Origin of the sequence: Nonomuraea sp. AD125B, assembly GCF_041402765.1 — a bacterium.
GTDB classification, from domain to species: domain Bacteria; phylum Actinomycetota; class Actinomycetes; order Streptosporangiales; family Streptosporangiaceae; genus Nonomuraea; species Nonomuraea bangladeshensis.
The window spans coordinates 332,659-350,132 of the sequence record NZ_JBGLOU010000003.1 but is presented as its reverse complement, the minus strand read 5'-3'; the positions used below and the strand labels follow the sequence as shown (position 1 = coordinate 350,132).

The following is a 17,474-nucleotide window of genomic DNA, read 5'->3' as shown; positions in this document are numbered from 1 at the left end:
GTGTCCTTTCAGGAGGGAGAGCGCTCTACCGCTCCGAGGGCGGAGAGCTGGGTCGTACGGGTGCGTTCGATGGCGGCGGCCAGCGCCTTGATGCCGGGGTCGGCGCCCGAGACCTGTTCCGAGCGGGTCACGGACCGCGACTGGCGTAGGTGGGCGCGGAGATGGCCGGTGAAGAGCGTGTCGAAGGCCGGGCCTTCGGCGGTGCGCAGGCGAGCGAGTTCGGCGGCGGTGATCATCCCGGGCATGTCGTGCCCGGCGTGCGGGTTGGTGGCGGGCAGTCCGGTGGCGGGCAGATCGGTGGTGTGGAGGGCGGTGGCGGGCGGTCCGGTGGGCGGTCCGGTGGTGGGCGGTCCGGTGGTGTGGAGGGCGGTGGCGTGGAGGGCTGCGCGCAGGCGGGCGAGTTCGGCGACGTGCGCGGCGCGCAGCCGAGCGGCCAGCTGGCCCACGGCAGGTGCGTGGCTCCGGGAGGCGCCGAGGTCGAGCAGCGGCAGGACTCGCTCGTCCATCGGGATCATGAGCTGCAGCCAGGCCACATCGGTGGGGTTGACGCTCCCGCTCGTGACGGGGTGGGCGATCCGTGGATCGCCCGCTTGCGTAGGTGCCGGTACGGGGTGCGTGATCTGTGGGTCGTCCGCTTGTGTGGACGCCGGTATGGGGTGCGTGATCTGTGGGCCGTCCGCTTGCGTGGGTGCCGGTACGGGGTGCGCGATCCGCGATCCGCCCGCTTGCGTGGACGCCGGTACGTGGTGCGCGTGCCGTGCCGCGGAGTCGCCGCGGCCCGGTACGTGGTGCGCGTGCCGTGCCGCGGAGTCGCCGCGGGCCAGGCAGCCGCCCATCAGCACCGCCGCCAGCGCGAGCAGCACCAGCGCCGCCGGCGCGGTCCGAGCCGACGTCGTGCGCTTGTCGGCCGCGCGCGGTGCCGACGACGAGCGTTCCTTGGCCGCGCGTGGTGCCGACGACGAGCGTTCCTTGGCCGCGCGTGGTGCCGACGACGTGCGCTCGTCGGCCGTGCGCGGTGCCGACGACGTGCGCTCAGCGGCCGTGCGCGGTGCCGTCCGCCCGTCCCGGTGGCCGGGGCGGGCGGACGGGCCGGGTGTTCCCGCAGAGGACATCAAGGCAGTTCGAAGTCCTCGGTGAGCGCCGCTCCCCGGTGCGGCTTGTAGAGGTCGTAGCCGCGCGGATTGCACTGCAGTCCGCCGTTGATGCAGTGGGTGACCAGCGCATCGAGGATGCGCGGGTCGTCCCAGGCGTTGAAGAAGTCGTAGTGCCAGGTGTACCCGCGCCCGCTGGCCAGGCGCGCCTGCGACAGGTCACCGCTCGCCGGGAATGCGATCTTGAATTCCAGCATGGGCACCGCGACCGGGTGGCTCGACGGGCAGTAGCCGCCGACGGGGTAGGCCATGTGGCTCTTGTGGTCGGCGCTGTCGAGGTTGACCCCGTTCCAGCAGCTGGGAGCCTGGAAGCGTACGTTGACCTGGCTGCCGGGCACGCAGTACTGCGGGATGTCCCAGCTCTTGGACAGGTCGCCGCACTCGAAGCCCTCGACCGCGCCCGGGTGGGTGCGGAACTCCTCCTGGGTGGAGGTCGGGCTGCCGACGACGAAGCGCAGGCCCTGCGGGAAGGGCTGCACCCGCCAGTACTCCAGGATGCCGGACTTGTAATAGATCACCTGGTTGCCCACGGGCTCGATGAGCTGGTTGCCCTTGTAGAAGCTGGGGAACCAGTAGGCGGACTTGTCGTGGTGGTTGGTGCAGGAGGTGTTGCCGCCCAGCAGCGAGGAGGACGTGCTGTGGGCGTTGGTGGTGGTGTTGCCGACGAAGGTGTGCATGTGCGACGCACCCGGCAGTCCGGGGTAGACGATCGGGTCGTCGGGCCGGTTGGCGGTCAGCGAGCAGTTGGCCTGGAACTCGTGGTGGGTGACCTCGTCGGTGAAGGTCGGCTTGGGCCGGGGCGTGGTTCCGGCGCCGCCGGTGCCGTGCACCTCGAACTCCAGCAGCGAGTAGCCGTAGCCGGTGGCGCGGGCGGTGCCGTACATGCGTACGTAGCGGCCGGTGCCGCTGACGCTCCAGGTGTCGGTGCCGCCGTCGCCGCCGGTCACGGTCTTCAGGTCGGTCCACGAGTTGCCGTCGGGGGAGGACTGGACCTTGTAGTCGCGCGCGTAGGCGGCCTCCCATGACAGCACGACCTTGCTGATGGTGGCCGGGGCGCCCAGATCCACCTGGATCCACTGCGGGTCGGTCCAGGCGCTCGACCAGCGGGTGGTGAGGTCGCCGTCGAAGGCGGCGCCGGCCGCGTACGCGCCGCCCTCCGACGATGACGCCGAGGCGGCTCTGCCCAGGGACAGCACCGTGTCGGCGGCGGCGGGCAGCACGAAGGCCAGGCTGGTGGCCGCCACCGCGGAGACGATGGCGGCGGCTGACGCGAGGGCGGTCTTTCTTCGGAGCACGGACATGGTCTCTCCTCGGGGGCGGGGGGTGGGAGAGCGCTCTCCTGAGAGAGTGAACGCCGGACCGACGGCTTGTCAAGGCGGTGAGAAACCGCACTTCTCGATTACGTGGCGGTGACCTGCGCATTTCGGCCCAGCAACGTTTTGGGCCTTGACGGGGCTCGCGCCAGGATGCAGTGTCACGGCACGGAGAGCGCTCTCCTCCTTCTCTCGGCACCGCCCACCCCTAGGAGAGAGTGAACGTGTTTCCCGTCCGACATCCCGGCCGGTTCCGGTTCGGCCTGGTCGTCGCCCTGGTGGCGGGCCTGGCCGGGCTCGGCCCCGCCCCGGCGGCCCCCGCCCTGGCCGCCCCCGTATCCGCCCTGGCCGCACCGGCACCCGCCGCCACCGTGGCCCCAGCGGCCGCCGCCGCCATGGCCGAGGTCCTGCTGTCGCAGGGCAAGGCCGCCGCCGCGTCCTCCGCCGAAGGCGGCGACACCGCCGCCGCGATGGCGGTGGACGGCAACGCCGGCACCCGCTGGTCAAGCGCCTTCAGCGACGCCCAATGGCTCCAGGTGGACCTGGGCGCCCCGGCCGTACTGAGCAGGATCGTCCTCACCTGGGAAGCCGCCTACGGCCGGGGCTACAAGCTGCAGGGTTCCGCCGACGGCAGCTCCTGGACCGACCTGAAGACCATCACCGACGGCGACGGCGGCACCGACGCGCACACCGTGACGGGCACCGCCCGCTACGTCCGGATGCTCGGCACCCAGCGCGGCACCGGCTACGGCTACTCCCTCTGGGAGTTCCAGGTGTACGGCGAAGGCGGCCAGACCTCCGGCTGCGGCACCGCCAACGCCGCCCAGGGCAAGCCCGCCACCGCCTCCTCGACCGAGGGCGCCGCCTACGCGGCCGGCGCCGCCGTGGACGGCGACAACGGCACCCGCTGGTCCAGCGCGGCATCCGACCCGCAGTGGATCCAGGTCGACCTCGGCTCCAGCCGGAACATCTGCAAGGTCACCCTCCTCTGGGAGGCCGCCTACGGCACCGCCTACAAGATCCAGTCCTCGCCCGACGGTTCAGCGTGGACCGACCTGAAGACCGTGACCGGCGGCGACGGCGGCACCGACGCCCTCGACGTGTCCGGCACCGGACGCTATGTCCGGATGCTCGGCACCCAGCGCGGCACCGGCTACGGCTACTCCCTCTGGGAACTGCAGATCAACACCGGCGACCAGCCCGAGGAGCCCGGCGACTGGACCGAGGTGTGGCGCGAGGACTTCACCGGCCCGGCCGGCACCTCGCCGTCGGCCGCCAACTGGATCAGGCGCACCGGCACCTCCTATCCCGGCGGCGCCGCGAACTGGGGCACCGGCGAGGTCGAGACGATGAGCGACTCCACCGCCAACGTCAGCCTCGACGGCGACGGCCACCTCAGCATCAAGGCGCTCAAGGACCGCGACGGCAACTGGACCTCCGGCCGCGTCGAGACGCAGCGCACCGACTTCGAGGCCAGGCCCGGCGAGATGGTCCGCTTCAGCGCCCGGCTGAAGCTGCCCGACGTCGCGAAGGCCCTCGGCTACTGGCCCGGCTTCCGCGCCACCGGCGCCGCCTACCGCGGCGACTACACCAACTGGCCGGGCGTCGGCGAGACCGACATCATGACGGCCGTCAACGGGGCCGACGAGTTCTCCAACACGCTGCACTGCGGCACCGCGCCCGACGGCGTCTGCAACGAGTACAACGGGCGTACCAGCGGCTTCGCCACCTGTGGTGGCTGCGCGACCGGCTACCACGAGTTCTCGCAGGTGATCGACCGCACCAAGAGCGACGAGGAGATCCGCTTCTACCTCGACGGCAGGCAGACCTGGGTCGTACGGCAGAGCCAGGTCGGCGTCGCCGCCTGGCGGGCGGCCGTTCATCACGGCTTCTACCTCCGCCTGGACCTGGCCATCGGCGGCTCGCTGCCGAACGCCGCCGCCGGAGTCACCACACCGTCGCCGGAGACCGCCTCGGGCGGCGTGCTGAGCGCCGACTGGGTGTCGGTCGCCCGCCGGTCGGGCGCCACGCCGGCCCCGATGACCGACGGACCGGTCCCCGCCGGGCCGAGCGTCGTCCGAGTGACCGGCGGCAACGGCAACTGGCAACTGTCGGTCAACGGCCAGCCGTACCTGATCAAGGGCGTGACCTACGGCCCGCCGCAGGCCGCGGCCGACGGGTACATGCGGGACCTGAAGGCGATGGGCGTCAACACCATCCGCACCTGGGGTGTGGACGACGCCGCCACGCCTTCTCTGCTCGACGCCGCGGCCCGGAACGGGATCAAGGTGATCGTCGGGCACTGGCTGAACCAGGGCGCCGACTACGTCAACGACACGGCCTACAAGACCACCGTGAAGAACGAGATCGTGGCCCGGGTCAACGCGCTGAAGAACCGCCAGGGCGTGCTGATGTGGGACGTCGGCAACGAGGTCATCCTCACCATGCAGGACCACGGACTGCCGGCCGACGTGGTGGAGCAGCGGCGGGTGGCGTACGCGAAGTTCGTCAACGAGGTCGCCGTGGCCGTCCATGCCGCGGACCCCGACCACCCGGTCACCTCGACCGACGCCTACACCCACGCCTGGACCTACTACAAGGCCCACTCGCCCGCGCTCGACCTGCTCGCCGTCAACTCCTACGGCGCCATTCACACCGTGAAGAACGACTGGATCGCCGGCGGATACGACAAGCCGTACATCGTCACGGAGGCCGGGCCGGACGGCGAGTGGGAGGTCCCGAACGACGTCAACGGCGTCCCCGACGAGCCGACCGATCTGGAGAAGGGCCAGATGTACACGGCCAGTTGGAACGCCATCAGCGGCCACACCGGGGCGGCGCTCGGCGCGACCATGTTCCACTACGGCCTGGAGAACGACTTCGGCGGCGTCTGGCTGAACATCACCCCGGGCGGCTGGCGCCGTCACGGCTTCCACGCCCTCCAGCAGGCCTACACCGGCCGGCCGACCGGCAACACCCCGCCGCGCATCACCTCGATGACGGTCGGTTCGCAGACCGCGGTCCCCGCCGGCGGCACGTTCACCGTCGACACCCAGACCACCGATCCCGACGGGGACCTGATCCGCTACCACGTGATGCTCAGCGACAAGCACATCACCGGCAACCGCGGCTTCCGGCACGCCCGCTTCACCCAGACCGCCCCTGGCAGGCTCACCGTGACCGCGCCCGAGCAGCTCGGCGTCTGGAAGGTGTACGTCTACGCCTTCGACGGTCACGGCAACGCCGGCATCGAGCAGCGTTCGTTCCGGGTGGTGCCGCCGGTCGTCGACGGCACCAACGTGGCGCGCGGCAAGCCGACCACGGCCTCGTCGTACCAGGCGACCGGCGACGGCGGCCCGTTCACCCCGGATCGGGCCACCGACGGCAGCTTCGGCTCGCGGTGGGCCAGTGAGTGGGCCGATCCGCAATGGATCCGGGTCGACCTCGGCGCGCTCACCCCGATCAAGCACGTCCAGCTCGGCTGGGAGGGCGCCTACGCCAAGGCGTACCAGCTCCAGACCTCCGTCAACGGCACCGACTGGACCACCGTGCACGCCACCACCACCGGGGACGGCGGGTTCGACGGCATCGACCTGAACACCTCCGCCCGGTACGTCCGGCTCAACCTGACCGAACGCGGCACGACCTACGGCTACTCCCTCTGGGAGTTCGGCGTCTACCGCTAGCGAACCCCTCCACCTGAAAGCGGATGCCATGCACCTCAGACCGACAAAGGCCGCGATCGCGGTCCTGGCCGGCCTCCTCGCCGTGCCCCTGATCACCGCCCCCGCGTACGCCGACGACCCCCTGCTCTCCCAGGGCAGGACCGCGACCGCCTCCTCCGTCGAGCACTACGGCACCGCACCGGCCCTGGCGGTGGACGGCGACGACGCCACCCGCTGGTCCAGCGTCGCCGGCGCCGACCCGCAATGGCTCAGCGTGGACCTGGGCGCCTCGGCCCACATCAGCAAGGTCGTGCTGAACTGGGAGGCGGCCTACGCCACCGGCTACCGGATCCAGACCTCTCAGGACGGGACGAACTGGACCGACCTGAAGACCGTGACCGGCGGCGACGGCGGCGTCGACTCCCTGGACGTGACAGGCGACGGCCGCTACGTCCGGATGCTCGGCACCGCTCGCGCCACCGGCTACGGCTACTCGCTGTGGGAGTTCAAGGTCTACGGCACGACCGGCGGCGGCAGCGGCGGCGCGTGCGGCGCGGCCAACGCCGCCCTGAACCGGCCCGCCACCGCGTCCTCGACGGAGAACGCCGGCACCCCGGCCAAGAACGCCTTCGACGGCGACACCGCGACCCGATGGTCCAGCGCCGCCGCCGACCCGCAGTGGCTGCGGGTCGATCTCGGTTCTGTGCGGGAGATCTGCGAGGTCGGCCTGAACTGGGAGGCCGCCTACGGCAGGGACTTCACGATCCAGGCCTCCGCCGACGGCACGAACTGGACCACACTGAAGACGGTGACCGGCGGCACCGGAGGCGCCGCTTCGTACCAGGTGACCGGCTCCGGCCGGTACGTACGCGTCCACGGGACGGCCCGAGGCACCGGCTACGGCTACTCGCTGTGGGAGGTCGCCGTGCGCGTCAAGGGCGACGGCGGCGGGGAGGACCTGCCCGGCGGCGGCGACCTGGGCCCGAACGTGAAGGTCTTCGACCCGTCCATGCCGGCGGCCACGATCCAGGCGCAGATCGACCAGATCTACAAGCAGCAGGAGGCCGCGCAGTTCGGTCTCGGCCGCTACGCGCTGATGTTCAGGCCCGGCAGCTACGACGTCAACGTCAACACGGGTTTCTACACCTCGGTCCACGGCCTGGGCCGTAACCCCGACGACGTCACCGTCAAGGGCGTGAGCGTCGACGCGGGCTGGTTCAACGGCAACGCCACCCAGAACTTCTGGCGCTCCACCGAGAACCTGTCCGTCGCCCCCTACGACGGGACCAACAGGTGGGCGGTCTCCCAGGCGGCGCCGTTCCGGCGGATGCACATCAAGGGCGCGCTCGACCTGGCGCCGTCCGGGTACGGGTGGGCGTCCGGCGGTTACATCGCCGACAGCAAGATCGACGGCCAGGTCGGGCCGTACTCCCAGCAGCAGTGGTACACCCGCGACAGCACCATCGGCGGCTGGACCAACAGCGTGTGGAACATGACCTTCTCCGGCGTCCAGGGAGCGCCCGCGGGCAGCTTCCCGGAGCCGCGCTACACGACCCTGGACACCACCCCGGTCAGCCGGGAGAAGCCGTACCTCTACCTGGACGGCGACGGCTACCGGGTGTTCGTGCCGGGCAAGCGCACCGACGCGCGCGGCATCAGCTGGGCGAACGGCCCCACTCCGGGCACGTCCGTCCCGCTCGCCGCCTTCTACGTCGCGAAGCCCGGGGTCACGGCCGCGACCCTGAACCGGGCGCTCGCCCAAGGTCTGCACCTGCTGTTCACGCCCGGCATCTACCAGCTCGACCAGACGATCGAGGTGAACCGGGCGAACACCATCGTCATGGGCCTCGGCCTGGCGACGCTGGTCCCCCAAGGCGGGATCACGGCGATGAGGGTCGCGGACGTGGACGGGGTGAAGCTCGCCGGCTTCCTCATCGACGCCGGTCCGGTCACTTCGCCGACCCTGATCGAGATCGGCAGGCAGGGCGCGCACACCGACCACTCCGCCAACCCCGTCTCGCTGCAGGACGTGTTCGTCCGTGTCGGCGGCCAGTTCGCCGGGAAGGCGACCGCCGGCCTGGTGGTGCACAGCGATGACACGATCATCGACCACACCTGGATCTGGCGCGCCGACCACGGCGACGGCGTCGGCTGGAACGTCAACACCGCCGACTACGGCCTGCGGGTCCACGGCGACGACGTGCTGGCCACGGGCCTGTTCGTCGAGCACTTCCAGAAGTACAACGTGCAGTGGTCCGGCGAGCGCGGCCGGACGATCTTCTTCCAGAACGAGCTGGCCTACGACCCGCCGAACCAGGCCGCGTTCATGAACGGCTCCGTCAAGGGCTGGGCCGCGTACAAGGTCGACGACTCGGTCAACGTCCACGAGGGCTGGGGCATGGGCAGCTACTGCGTCTTCACCAGCGATCCGACGATCGAGGTGGACCACGGCTTCGAGGCTCCCGTGAAGCCCGGGGTGCGCTTCCACAGCCTCCTGGTGGTCTCCCTCGGCGGGAAGGGCCGCTACAACCACGTCATCAACGACACCGGCGCCCCGGCGTTCGGCACCGACACCATCCCGTCCACGGTCGTCTCCTACCCCTGACGGCAGGCCCGGCCGGTGCGGGGAACCGCACCGGCCGGGGCTCAGACCTGGACGCCCGCCACCGCGCGCCACCCCGTCCGCTCGGGCACCAGGTCGGCCTCGGCCACGGGGGAGTCCCGGCGTCCGCCGCGAGCGAAGAATTCGGCCAGCGGCAGCGTCGCGGCGCCGACCGTGACGGCGTCGGGTCCGAGCCGTCCCGGCTCGATCACGACCTGCCCGGCGGGGTGGCGCAGCGCGTAGGCGGTCGCGTGGCGTCGTACGGCGTCCAGCAGGTACGGGGCGAGCTGCAGCCCGGCCCAGCCGCCGAGCAGGATGCGCTCCGGGTTGTAGAGGTTGATCAGGTTGGCCAGGCCGGCGCCCAGGTACTCGGCGGTCTCGTCGAGGACCGCCACCGCCACGGGGTCGGGGGCGGCGCCGTCCTGGGGAAAGGCGGCGGCGATCATCGATGTGACCGCCGACTCCTCGTCGGCGTCAGGGGGGAGCGCCCCACCGGCCTCGCGCCAGCGCTGGATCAGCGCCTCGGCCCCGGCGTACGCCTCCAGGCAGCCCCGCGAGCCGCAGCGGCAGCGCCGGCCGCGGACCTGGACCACGGTGTGTCCCCACTCGGCCGCGCTGCTGTGGGTTCCTTCCATGATCGTGCCGCCGGTGACGACGCACGCGCCCACTCCCGACCCGAACAGGACGATGGCCGCGTCGCTCGCGCCACGCCCGCCGCCGAACCACATCTCGGCCCGGCCGAGCGTCTTGGCGCCGTTCTCGATGAAGAGCCGGGCCCCGGGCGGAAGGGCGACCGACGTACGCAGCAGGGACTCCAGGGGGACCCCGTCCCAGCCGATGGTCTGCCCGTGCACCACCGCGCCGTCGCCGGAGCCGCGCTCCACGATGCCGGGCACGCCGACGCCGGCGCCGAGAAGCAGGTCGTCGGGAACGTCCGCGCGGGCGACGACGGCGGCCACTCCGTCGGCGATGTGCCGGACGACCGACGCCACGTCGTGGCCTCTGCCCTCCAAGGGACGCTCGTAGCGGGCGAGCTCGGTGAGGCCGAGGTCGAACAGCTCGACCCGCACCCGCGTCTCCCCGACGTCGACGCCGATCAGGCAGGCGCAGCCCGGACGGACGCGCAGCAGGTGGCGGGGGCGCCCGCCGTCGGAGTCGACCGTGCCGGCATCCTCCACCAGCCCCTCGCCCGCCAGCTCGGCCACGATGGTGCTGATCGAACCCGAGCTCAACCCGGTGGCCGTGCCCAGCGCCTGACGGCTCATGGGGCCGTTGAAATACAACTGTTGCAGGACCGCCCCACGACTGTTTCTTCGCAGGTCGCGGACGGTCTGCCTACTGAGCTTGGCCATGCGGCTCCTCTCCTGGGTGCAATCTACCGTTTCGCGTCCCTTGACGGCCGCATCTCTCAGGTATTAACTCAAGCCCTGAATTAAGGTCTGAAGGAACCTCTCCGCAGGAGATCGTCCCGAACGGCACCCCCCATCTCAGGACTCCCTCGAAGGGACGACCCGTCATGCAGAAAACACGAGTCGCAGCAGCCGTCCTCGCTCTCGGCACCCTCGCCGCCTGCGGCACCGGGAGCACCGGCGCCGGCGAGGCCGGCAAGGGAACGCCGAAGACACTGACCTACTGGGCGTCCAACCAGGGCCCCAGCATCGAGGCGGACAAGGAGATCCTCACGCCCGAGCTGAAGAAGTTCGAGCAGCAGACCGGGATCAAGGTCGAGCTGGAGGTCGTCCCCTGGGCCGACCTGCTCAACCGCATCCTGGCCGCCACCACGTCCGGCCGAGGGCCCGACGTGCTCAACATCGGCAACACCTGGTCCACCTCCCTGCAGGCCACCGGCGCCCTGCTGCCCTGGGACGCGGCCGCCTTCGGCAAGATCGGCGGCAAGGACCGCTTCGTGGACTCCGCCCTCGCCTCCGCCGGCGCGGAGGGACAGGACCCGGCCGCGGTCCCGCTGTACTCCATGGCGTACGCGCTCTACTACCACAAGAAGGCGTTCGCGGACGCGGGCATCGACAAGCCCCCGGCCACCTGGGACGAGCTGGTCGCCGCCGGCAAGAAGCTCTCCACCGGCGGCAAGTGGGGCCTCGGAGTCGAGGGCTCGAACCTGTCGAACAACATCCACCAGGTCTTCGTCCTCGCCAAGCAGCACGGCGCCGACTTCTTCGACGCCTCGGGCAAGCCGACCTTCACCTCCGACGGCGCCGTCGCCGCCGTGAAGCAGTACGTCGACTTCATGGCCACCGACAAGATCGTCGCCCCGGGCAACGCGGAATACGCCCAGAACCAGTCACTGCAGGACTTCGCCAAGGGCAACACCGCCATGATCCTCTGGCAGACCGCCGCCACCACCCTGAAGTCCCACGGCATGAAGCCGGAGGAGTGGGGCGTCGCCCCGGTCCCCGTCCCCTCCGGCGCCCCCGGCACCGGCCAGAACATCAACTCCATGGTCGCCGGCATCAACCTGGCCGTCTTCAAGAACAGCGACAACCTCGACGGCGCCCTGCAGTTCGTGAAGTTCATGACCGGCGACGAGGAGCAGAAGATCCTCAACAAGACCTACGGCTCCATCCCGCCGGTCAAGACCGCCCAGCAGGACGCGGCCTTCAACACCCCCGACCTCGCCGTCCTGCGCGACACGCTCGCCACCAGCGCCGCCCCGCTCCCGAGAGTTCCCGAGGAGTCGCAGTTCGAGACCGCGGTCGGCACCGCCGTCAAGGAACTGTTCGCCGACGCGGCCCAAGGGCGTGAGATCACCACCGAGCTGGTCAAGGAGCGCCTGACCAAGGCTCAGCAGCAGATGCCGACGCGGTGAGCGGTCGCGACATGGCCACCGTCACCCAGGATCCGGCCCTGCCGGGCCGCCGCACCGAGCGGCCCGGCGGGGCAGGCCGGACGCCCCGCAGGAAACCGCGCCTGCGCCGGGCGAGCCTGCCGTACCTGCTGCTGCTCCCCGCCGCGCTGCTGGAGCTCCTCGTGCACCTGGTGCCGATGCTCACCGGCATCCTGGCGAGCTTCAAGGAGCTCACCCAGTTCTACATCCGGGACTGGAGCGCCGCGCCCTGGCGCGGGCTGGAGAACTACCGCGTCTCGGTCGACCTCGACGCCCCCGTGGGCCAGGACCTGCTCAACTCCTTCTTCGTCACCTGCGTCTTCAGCGTCCTGGCGGTCGGCACGTGCTGGCTCGTCGGGACCGCCGCCGCGATCTTCATGCAGGAGAACTTCCGCGGCCGCGGCCTGCTGCGGGCCGTCTTCCTCACCCCGTACGCGCTGCCCGTCTACGCGGCGGCCATCACCTGGGCGTTCATGTTCCAGCGGGACAACGGCATGGTCAACCACGTCCTCGTCGACCAGCTCGGCCTGATCGACGAGCGCCCCTTCTGGCTGCTCGGTGACAACAGCTTCGTCGCGCTCGCCGTCGTGGCCGTCTGGAAGACCTGGCCGTTCGCGTTCCTCATCGTCATGGCGGCCCTGCAGAACATCCCCAAGGAGCTGTACGAGGCCGCCGCGATCGACGGAGCCGGCGTCTGGCAGCAGATCCGCAAGATCACCATGCCGTCCCTGCACCCGATCAACCGGGTCCTCGTCCTGGTGCTGTTCCTGTGGACGTTCAACGACTTCAACACGCCGTACATCCTGTTCGGCGACTCCGCGCCGGCGCCCGCGAACCTGATCTCCATCCACATCTACCAGTCCTCGTTCGTCACCTGGAACTTCGGCACCGGATCGGCCATGTCGGTCCTGCTGCTCCTGTTCCTCCTCGTGGTGACGGCCGGGTACCTCCTGGTCACCTCGCGCGGAAGGAAGACCGCCGATGTCTAGCGCGCCGACCGCGCCTCCGCGGTCCTTCCTGTGGGCACGGGCCGTGTTCCTGACCCTGCTGTCCGGGTTCGTGCTCGTGCCGGTGTTCGTCATGGTCAGCAGCTCGCTCAAGCCGCTGCAGGACGTCTCTGGCCGCTTCCGCTGGCTGCCCAGCGGCCTGACGGTCAGGCCGTACTTCGACATCTGGGACACGGTCCCGCTCGCCCGCTACTTCGCGAACTCCGTCGTCGTGGCGGGGGTGGCGACCGTCCTCTCGGTGATCATCGCCATCTTCGCGGCGTACGCGGTCAGCCGCTACGAGTTCCCCGGCAAGCGGGTCTTCACCGTCACCGTGCTGTCCACCCAGATGTTCCCGGGCATCCTGTTCCTGCTGCCGCTGTTCCTGATCTACGTCAACATCGGCAACGCGACCGGAATCGCCCTGTACGGCTCGCGCGGCGGTCTCATCCTCACCTACCTGACCTTCTCCCTGCCGTTCTCGATCTGGATGCTGATCGGATACTTCGCCTCGATCCCGCGGGCCCTCGACGAGGCCGCGGCCGTCGACGGCTGCGGGCCCGTCGCCACGCTGTTCCGCATCGTCATCCCCGCCGCGATCCCCGGGATCGTCGCCGTCGCCGTCTACGCCTTCATGACCGCCTGGGGAGAGGTGCTGTTCGCCTCGATCATGACCGACGACACCACCCGCACGCTCTCCGTCGGCCTGCAGGGCTACGCCACGCAGAACGACGTCTACTGGAACCAGGTCATGGCCGCGTCGCTGACCGTCAGCGTGCCGGTCGTCGCCGGGTTCCTGCTCCTGCAGCGCTACCTCGTCGCCGGCCTCACCGCCGGAGCCGTCAAGTGACGCCCGCGCCGCCTCTCGAAAGGACCTCTGTGACCCACCCCATCGACCTCGCCGCCCTGCCCCGGGACTTCGCCTGGGGCGTGGCCACCTCGGCCTACCAGATCGAGGGAGCCGTGGCGGAGGACGGCCGATCTCCGTCGATCTGGGACACCTTCTCCCACACCCCCGGCACGATCGACAACGGCGACACCGGCGACGTCGCCTGCGACCACTATCACCGCTGGCCCGAGGACCTCGCCCTGATGAAGGAGCTCGGCGTCACCTCCTACCGGTTCTCGCTCGCCTGGCCGCGGATCGTCCCCGGCGGCGACGGCGCCGTCAACCGGCGGGGCCTCGACTTCTACTCCCGCCTCGTCGACGCCCTGCTGGACGCCGGCATCACCCCGAACGCCACCCTCTACCACTGGGACCTGCCGCAGACCCTCCAGGACCGCGGCGGCTGGCCCGCCCGCGAGACCGCCGAGCACTTCGCCGCCTACGCGGCGGTCGTCGCGGACGCGCTCGGCGACCGGGTGCGGCAGTGGGCCACGCTCAACGAGCCGCTCTGCTCGGCCTGGATCGGCCACCTCGAAGGCAGGATGGCTCCCGGCGTCACCGACATCACCGCCGCCGTCCGCGCCTCCTACCACCTGCTGCTGGGCCACGGCCTCGCCACCCAGGCGGTGCGCGCCGCCGCGCCCGGCGCGGAGATCGGCATCGTCAACAACCTCTCCACCGTCGAAGCCGCCACCGGCTCCGACGCCGACCTCGCCGCCGCCCGCCGCATGGACGGCCACACCAACCGCTGGTGGCTCGACCCCGTACACGGCCGCGGCTTTCCCGCCGACCTGCGCGAGACGTACGGCGTCGACCTCCCCGAACGTCCGGGCGACCTGGCCACGATCGCGCAGCCGCTGGACTGGCTGGGCCTGAACTACTACTTCCCCATGACGATCGCCGACGACCCCGACGGCCCGCCCCCCTTCGCCCGCCAGGTCCCGAGGCCGGACGCGCCCCGCACCGGCATGGACTGGGAGATCGACGCCGGTGGCCTGGAGAGTCTGATCATGCGCCTGACCACCGAGTACGGGGCGCGCCGGATCCTCGTCACCGAGAACGGCTCCGCCTACCCCGACACCGTCGGCCCCACCGGCGTCGCCGACCCGGAACGCGTCCGCTACCTGGAGGAGCACCTGGCCGCCTGCGCCCGCGCCGCCCGCCGGGGCGCCCCGCTCGCCGGTTACTACGTCTGGTCGCTGCTGGACAACTTCGAATGGGCCTACGGCTACGACAAGCGCTTCGGCCTCGTCCACGTCGACTACGCCACCCAGCGCCGTACGGTCAAGAGCAGTGGCCGCCGCTACGCGGAGGTCATCCGCGACCACCGCCACGCCCTCGCCGCTCAGCCGGCGGATGCCTCCGTCGTGTAGAGGCGGTAGGTGGTGAGGATGTTGAGTCTGTGCAGGTTGCGGCACAGGTGGAGCATCGCGTCCTGGGCCTGGGGTGGTCCGAGGACGGAGGCGAGCGCCGGGTCAAGGCGGTCGGCCCACGGATCCGTGCAGGCCGCGGTGGTCTCCTCCAAGGTGCGGCCCTGCTGCGTCGCGGCGTGGACCTCCTCGTGGAGCCGCTCAAGGTAGGAGATCAGCGTGTCGATCGCCGCGTGGCCGTCCCCGCAGGGGCCGTGGCCGGGCACGATGGTCCGGAGGTCGGGCAGCGCCGCCTTCATGGCACGCAGGGTGGCGGCGTACGGCGCGGGGCCGCCCTGCAGCAGCATGTGGGCGATGCCGGCGTGACACAGGAGGTTGCCGGTCCACGCCGTCCCGATGTCGGGCACGTGGACCACGGTGTCGCCCGGGCCGTTGCCGGGCCCGAAGTGCCACAGCTGAACCGTCCGGCCGCCCAGGTCGACCTCGGCGAAGGAGTCGAAGACCAGGTCGGGGAGCCGCCAGGTGGTCACCGCGTCGAAGAGGGCCTCGTCGCCGTACATGTTTCCCGACCTGACCTGCTTCTCGTAGCCGAGGTCGGTCATGTTGTCCCGGTTGGCGCGCGAGGAGATGATGACGGTCTCGGCGGGGAAGGCCAGGTTCCCGAAGGTGTGGTCGCCGTGGTAGGTCGTGTTGACCAGGTAGCGCAGCGGCCGGTCGGTCAGCTCGGCGGCCAGCGACTGAATGGTGCGCGAGACGTCAGGGGTGATGCCGGCGTCGACCACCAGCGCGGCGTCCCGTCCGGCGATGAGCCCGTTGTTGTCCTTCGGGGCCGGGACGGCCATCAGCGCGTGGACGCCGTCGGCGAGCTGCCGCGGGACGAGCTTCAGGCCGACCGGCGACAGGTTGGGCCCGTTGTAGGCGGCGGGCCGCTCGGCGATCTCTCGCTCCGGGATGTGGTGCGTCGTCACAGCAGCGTCCCCAGTCGTTCGAAGAGTTGCGGCACCTGCTTGCCGAGCTGGGTGCGCACCAGATGCTCGGCCATTTTCGGCACCCCGTTCAGCTCCAGCCGGAACTCCACCCGGCAGCCGCCCTCGGTCTCGCGGACGCGGTACGTCTGGCTCACCCCCGGCTTGGCCTGCGGCGGGGTGCGCAGCGTGAGCGATTCGCCCGGCACGTAGTCGGCGACTGTCAGACCGATCTCGGTCCGGCGGCCCATCACCTTGCGGACCTGCTCGACGTGGGCGCCCTCACGCAGCGGACCGTTCATCCGCGACTCCAGGACGTCGGCCTGCCATTCGGGGAAGCGCGCGGGGTCGGACAGGACGGCGAAGACGGCGTCGGCGGGACGCGCGTACGACGCGGTGTGGTCGACGGTGATCACACTCGGCTCCTCAGCAGCTGGGCGGTCAGCGGGTTCAGCTCGACGGGTTCGTCCTCGCCGATGACGACGGTGCCGCCCAGGTTGGTCAGGCGGTCGCCGATGACGGCGTTGGGTTCGAAGGCGAAGGTCATGCCCGGGGCGAGGGGCAGCTCACCGCCCATCGTGGGCACCTCGAACAGCCGCCCGTAGCGGGCGGCCTCGGGGAGGCGGCGCAGCCCGGCGCCGAACCCGCACACCGGGCCCATGGGGTTGAGCGTGTGCACCAGCGGGTGCACGTTCCAGGCGCCGGCTTCCTCCAGCGGCGCGCGCATCGCCTCGACCAGGTCGCCGAAGGTGTTGCCAGGGCGGGCGGCGGCCAGCCCGGCCTCGTACGCGGCGCGGGCGACCTTGGCGCCCAGCTCGATGTCGGGGTGGACCTCGCCGACGGCGATGGCCACCTGGTGCTGGGTCTCCTTCATGCCGAACCGGCAGAACACCTCCGCCATGACCACGTCGCCGTCCTCGATGACGCGCGGGGCCTGCGGCCGGTAGGACCACGCCGGCGGCCCCCAGGAGACGAAGCCGGGCCCGGAGGAGAGCAGCATGTCAGGAGCCGCCAGCCCGCGGCGGAACGCGGCCGCCATGCCCGCCGCGTACACGTCGGCCTCACTGGCGCCGGGCCGGGCCGCCTCGACCATCGCCTCGGCCATGGCGTCGCCGGTGGCGGCGGAGTGGCGGACGACGGCCAGCTCCTCCTCCGACTGGCAGATGGTGGCGAACAGGTAGCTGAGCCCGACCGGCTTGAACTCCACGTCCGGCAGCTCGGCGAGCACCTGGTTCCACAGCCCGTGCGGCATGATCGGGTTGATGTGGAAGGGCGGGTAGGGATCCAGGCCGAGCACACCGACGGCCGCGCTCTCCAGGCGGTGCTCGCGCAGGACCTCCACCACCCCGGCGGCGTGCTTGGCCACGCGGATGCGCTCGGGCGGCATCCACAACTCCTCACCGCGACGCAGCGCCTGGATGTGGTCGGCGATGGGCAGGGTCGACCAGGTCAGCTCGATCGGGTCGGCGTCGCGGCAGAAGATGACGATCGCGCCGGGGCGGTCGTTGGTGAAGTAGACATCCGGCGCGAAGGGGGCGAGGTCCGCGCACTCGTGCTCGCCGTAGGCGATGAGTGCCTGTACGCCCTCGGCTTCCATGATCTCCCGTGCGAGTGCCCAGCGGCGGTCGCGCTCGGCAAGGGAGTAGGTGGGAACGTTCATGCGGGAAACGCTAGGGACGGCCGCCCTGCCGCCG

12 protein-coding genes are annotated in these 17,474 nt (G+C 71.0%); 6 read left to right on the top strand and 6 right to left on the bottom strand.

The window, feature by feature from the left end; all coding sequences use genetic code 11:
- Positions 1–8 precede the first annotated feature (8 nt).
- Positions 9–1,112 carry a DUF305 domain-containing protein gene (locus ACBR40_RS10640; protein WP_371248544.1) on the bottom strand — a complete coding sequence of 368 codons (1,104 nt, stop codon included), beginning with the start codon at positions 1,110–1,112 and terminating at the stop codon, positions 9–11.
- Positions 1,112–2,452: a DUF1996 domain-containing protein gene (locus tag ACBR40_RS10635; RefSeq protein WP_371248543.1), complete on the bottom strand. Its 1,341-nt coding sequence runs from the start codon at positions 2,450–2,452 to the stop codon at positions 1,112–1,114. The genes ACBR40_RS10640 and ACBR40_RS10635 overlap by 1 nt, the downstream gene beginning before the upstream one ends.
- A 236-nt stretch (positions 2,453–2,688) precedes the next feature.
- Here ACBR40_RS10635 and ACBR40_RS10630 point away from each other — a divergent pair, with 236 nt between their 5' ends.
- Together ACBR40_RS10630 and ACBR40_RS10625 are read left to right on the top strand one after the other, a co-directional pair.
- Positions 2,689–6,150: a discoidin domain-containing protein gene (locus ACBR40_RS10630; RefSeq protein WP_371248542.1), complete on the top strand. Its 3,462-nt coding sequence runs from the start codon at positions 2,689–2,691 to the stop codon at positions 6,148–6,150.
- A 28-nt stretch (positions 6,151–6,178) separates the two neighbouring features.
- Positions 6,179–8,734, top strand: a complete 2,556-nt coding sequence (locus tag ACBR40_RS10625; RefSeq protein ID WP_371248541.1) for a discoidin domain-containing protein — start codon at positions 6,179–6,181, stop codon at positions 8,732–8,734.
- Positions 8,735–8,775: 41 nt separating this feature from the next.
- Here ACBR40_RS10625 and ACBR40_RS10620 read toward each other — a convergent pair whose 3' ends face one another.
- Entirely contained in the window at positions 8,776–9,996 is a 1,221-nt protein-coding gene (locus tag ACBR40_RS10620) for an ROK family protein (RefSeq protein WP_371248540.1), read from the bottom strand.
- 251 nt (positions 9,997–10,247) lie between these two features.
- Between ACBR40_RS10620 and ACBR40_RS10615 the strand changes: the two genes are divergently transcribed.
- The 4 genes from ACBR40_RS10615 to ACBR40_RS10600 are packed head-to-tail and all read left to right on the top strand — an operon-like array spanning position 10,248 to position 14,818.
- The gene (locus ACBR40_RS10615) at positions 10,248–11,555 is read left to right on the top strand and encodes an ABC transporter substrate-binding protein (protein WP_371248539.1); all 1,308 of its coding nucleotides are present in this window, start codon (positions 10,248–10,250) and stop codon (positions 11,553–11,555) included.
- Positions 11,552–12,562, top strand: coding sequence for a carbohydrate ABC transporter permease (locus ACBR40_RS10610; RefSeq protein WP_371248538.1), 1,011 nt, complete (start codon positions 11,552–11,554; stop codon positions 12,560–12,562). Before ACBR40_RS10615 ends, ACBR40_RS10610 begins: the two co-directional genes overlap by 4 nt.
- Complete coding sequence (locus tag ACBR40_RS10605; protein ID WP_371248537.1) at positions 12,555–13,409, top strand: carbohydrate ABC transporter permease; 855 nt, start codon at positions 12,555–12,557, stop codon at positions 13,407–13,409. The genes ACBR40_RS10610 and ACBR40_RS10605 overlap by 8 nt, the downstream gene beginning before the upstream one ends.
- A gap of 29 nt (positions 13,410–13,438) precedes the next feature.
- The gene (locus tag ACBR40_RS10600) at positions 13,439–14,818 is read left to right on the top strand and encodes a GH1 family beta-glucosidase (RefSeq protein WP_371248536.1); all 1,380 of its coding nucleotides are present in this window, start codon (positions 13,439–13,441) and stop codon (positions 14,816–14,818) included.
- Here the strand turns inward: ACBR40_RS10600 and ACBR40_RS10595 are convergent.
- From ACBR40_RS10595 to ACBR40_RS10585, 3 genes are read right to left on the bottom strand one after another with little or no spacing between them, the layout of a single operon-like run.
- Positions 14,791–15,783, bottom strand: coding sequence for an MBL fold metallo-hydrolase (locus tag ACBR40_RS10595; protein ID WP_371248535.1), 993 nt, complete (start codon positions 15,781–15,783; stop codon positions 14,791–14,793). The genes ACBR40_RS10600 and ACBR40_RS10595 overlap by 28 nt on opposite strands.
- Positions 15,780–16,196 carry an SRPBCC family protein gene (locus ACBR40_RS10590; protein WP_344206773.1) on the bottom strand — a complete coding sequence of 139 codons (417 nt, stop codon included), beginning with the start codon at positions 16,194–16,196 and terminating at the stop codon, positions 15,780–15,782. Before ACBR40_RS10590 ends, ACBR40_RS10595 begins: the two co-directional genes overlap by 4 nt.
- On the bottom strand, positions 16,193–17,440 hold the full coding sequence (locus ACBR40_RS10585; protein ID WP_344206774.1) for a M24 family metallopeptidase: 1,248 nt from the start codon (positions 17,438–17,440) through the stop codon (positions 16,193–16,195). The genes ACBR40_RS10590 and ACBR40_RS10585 overlap by 4 nt, the downstream gene beginning before the upstream one ends.
- Positions 17,441–17,474: the final 34 nt, after the last annotated feature.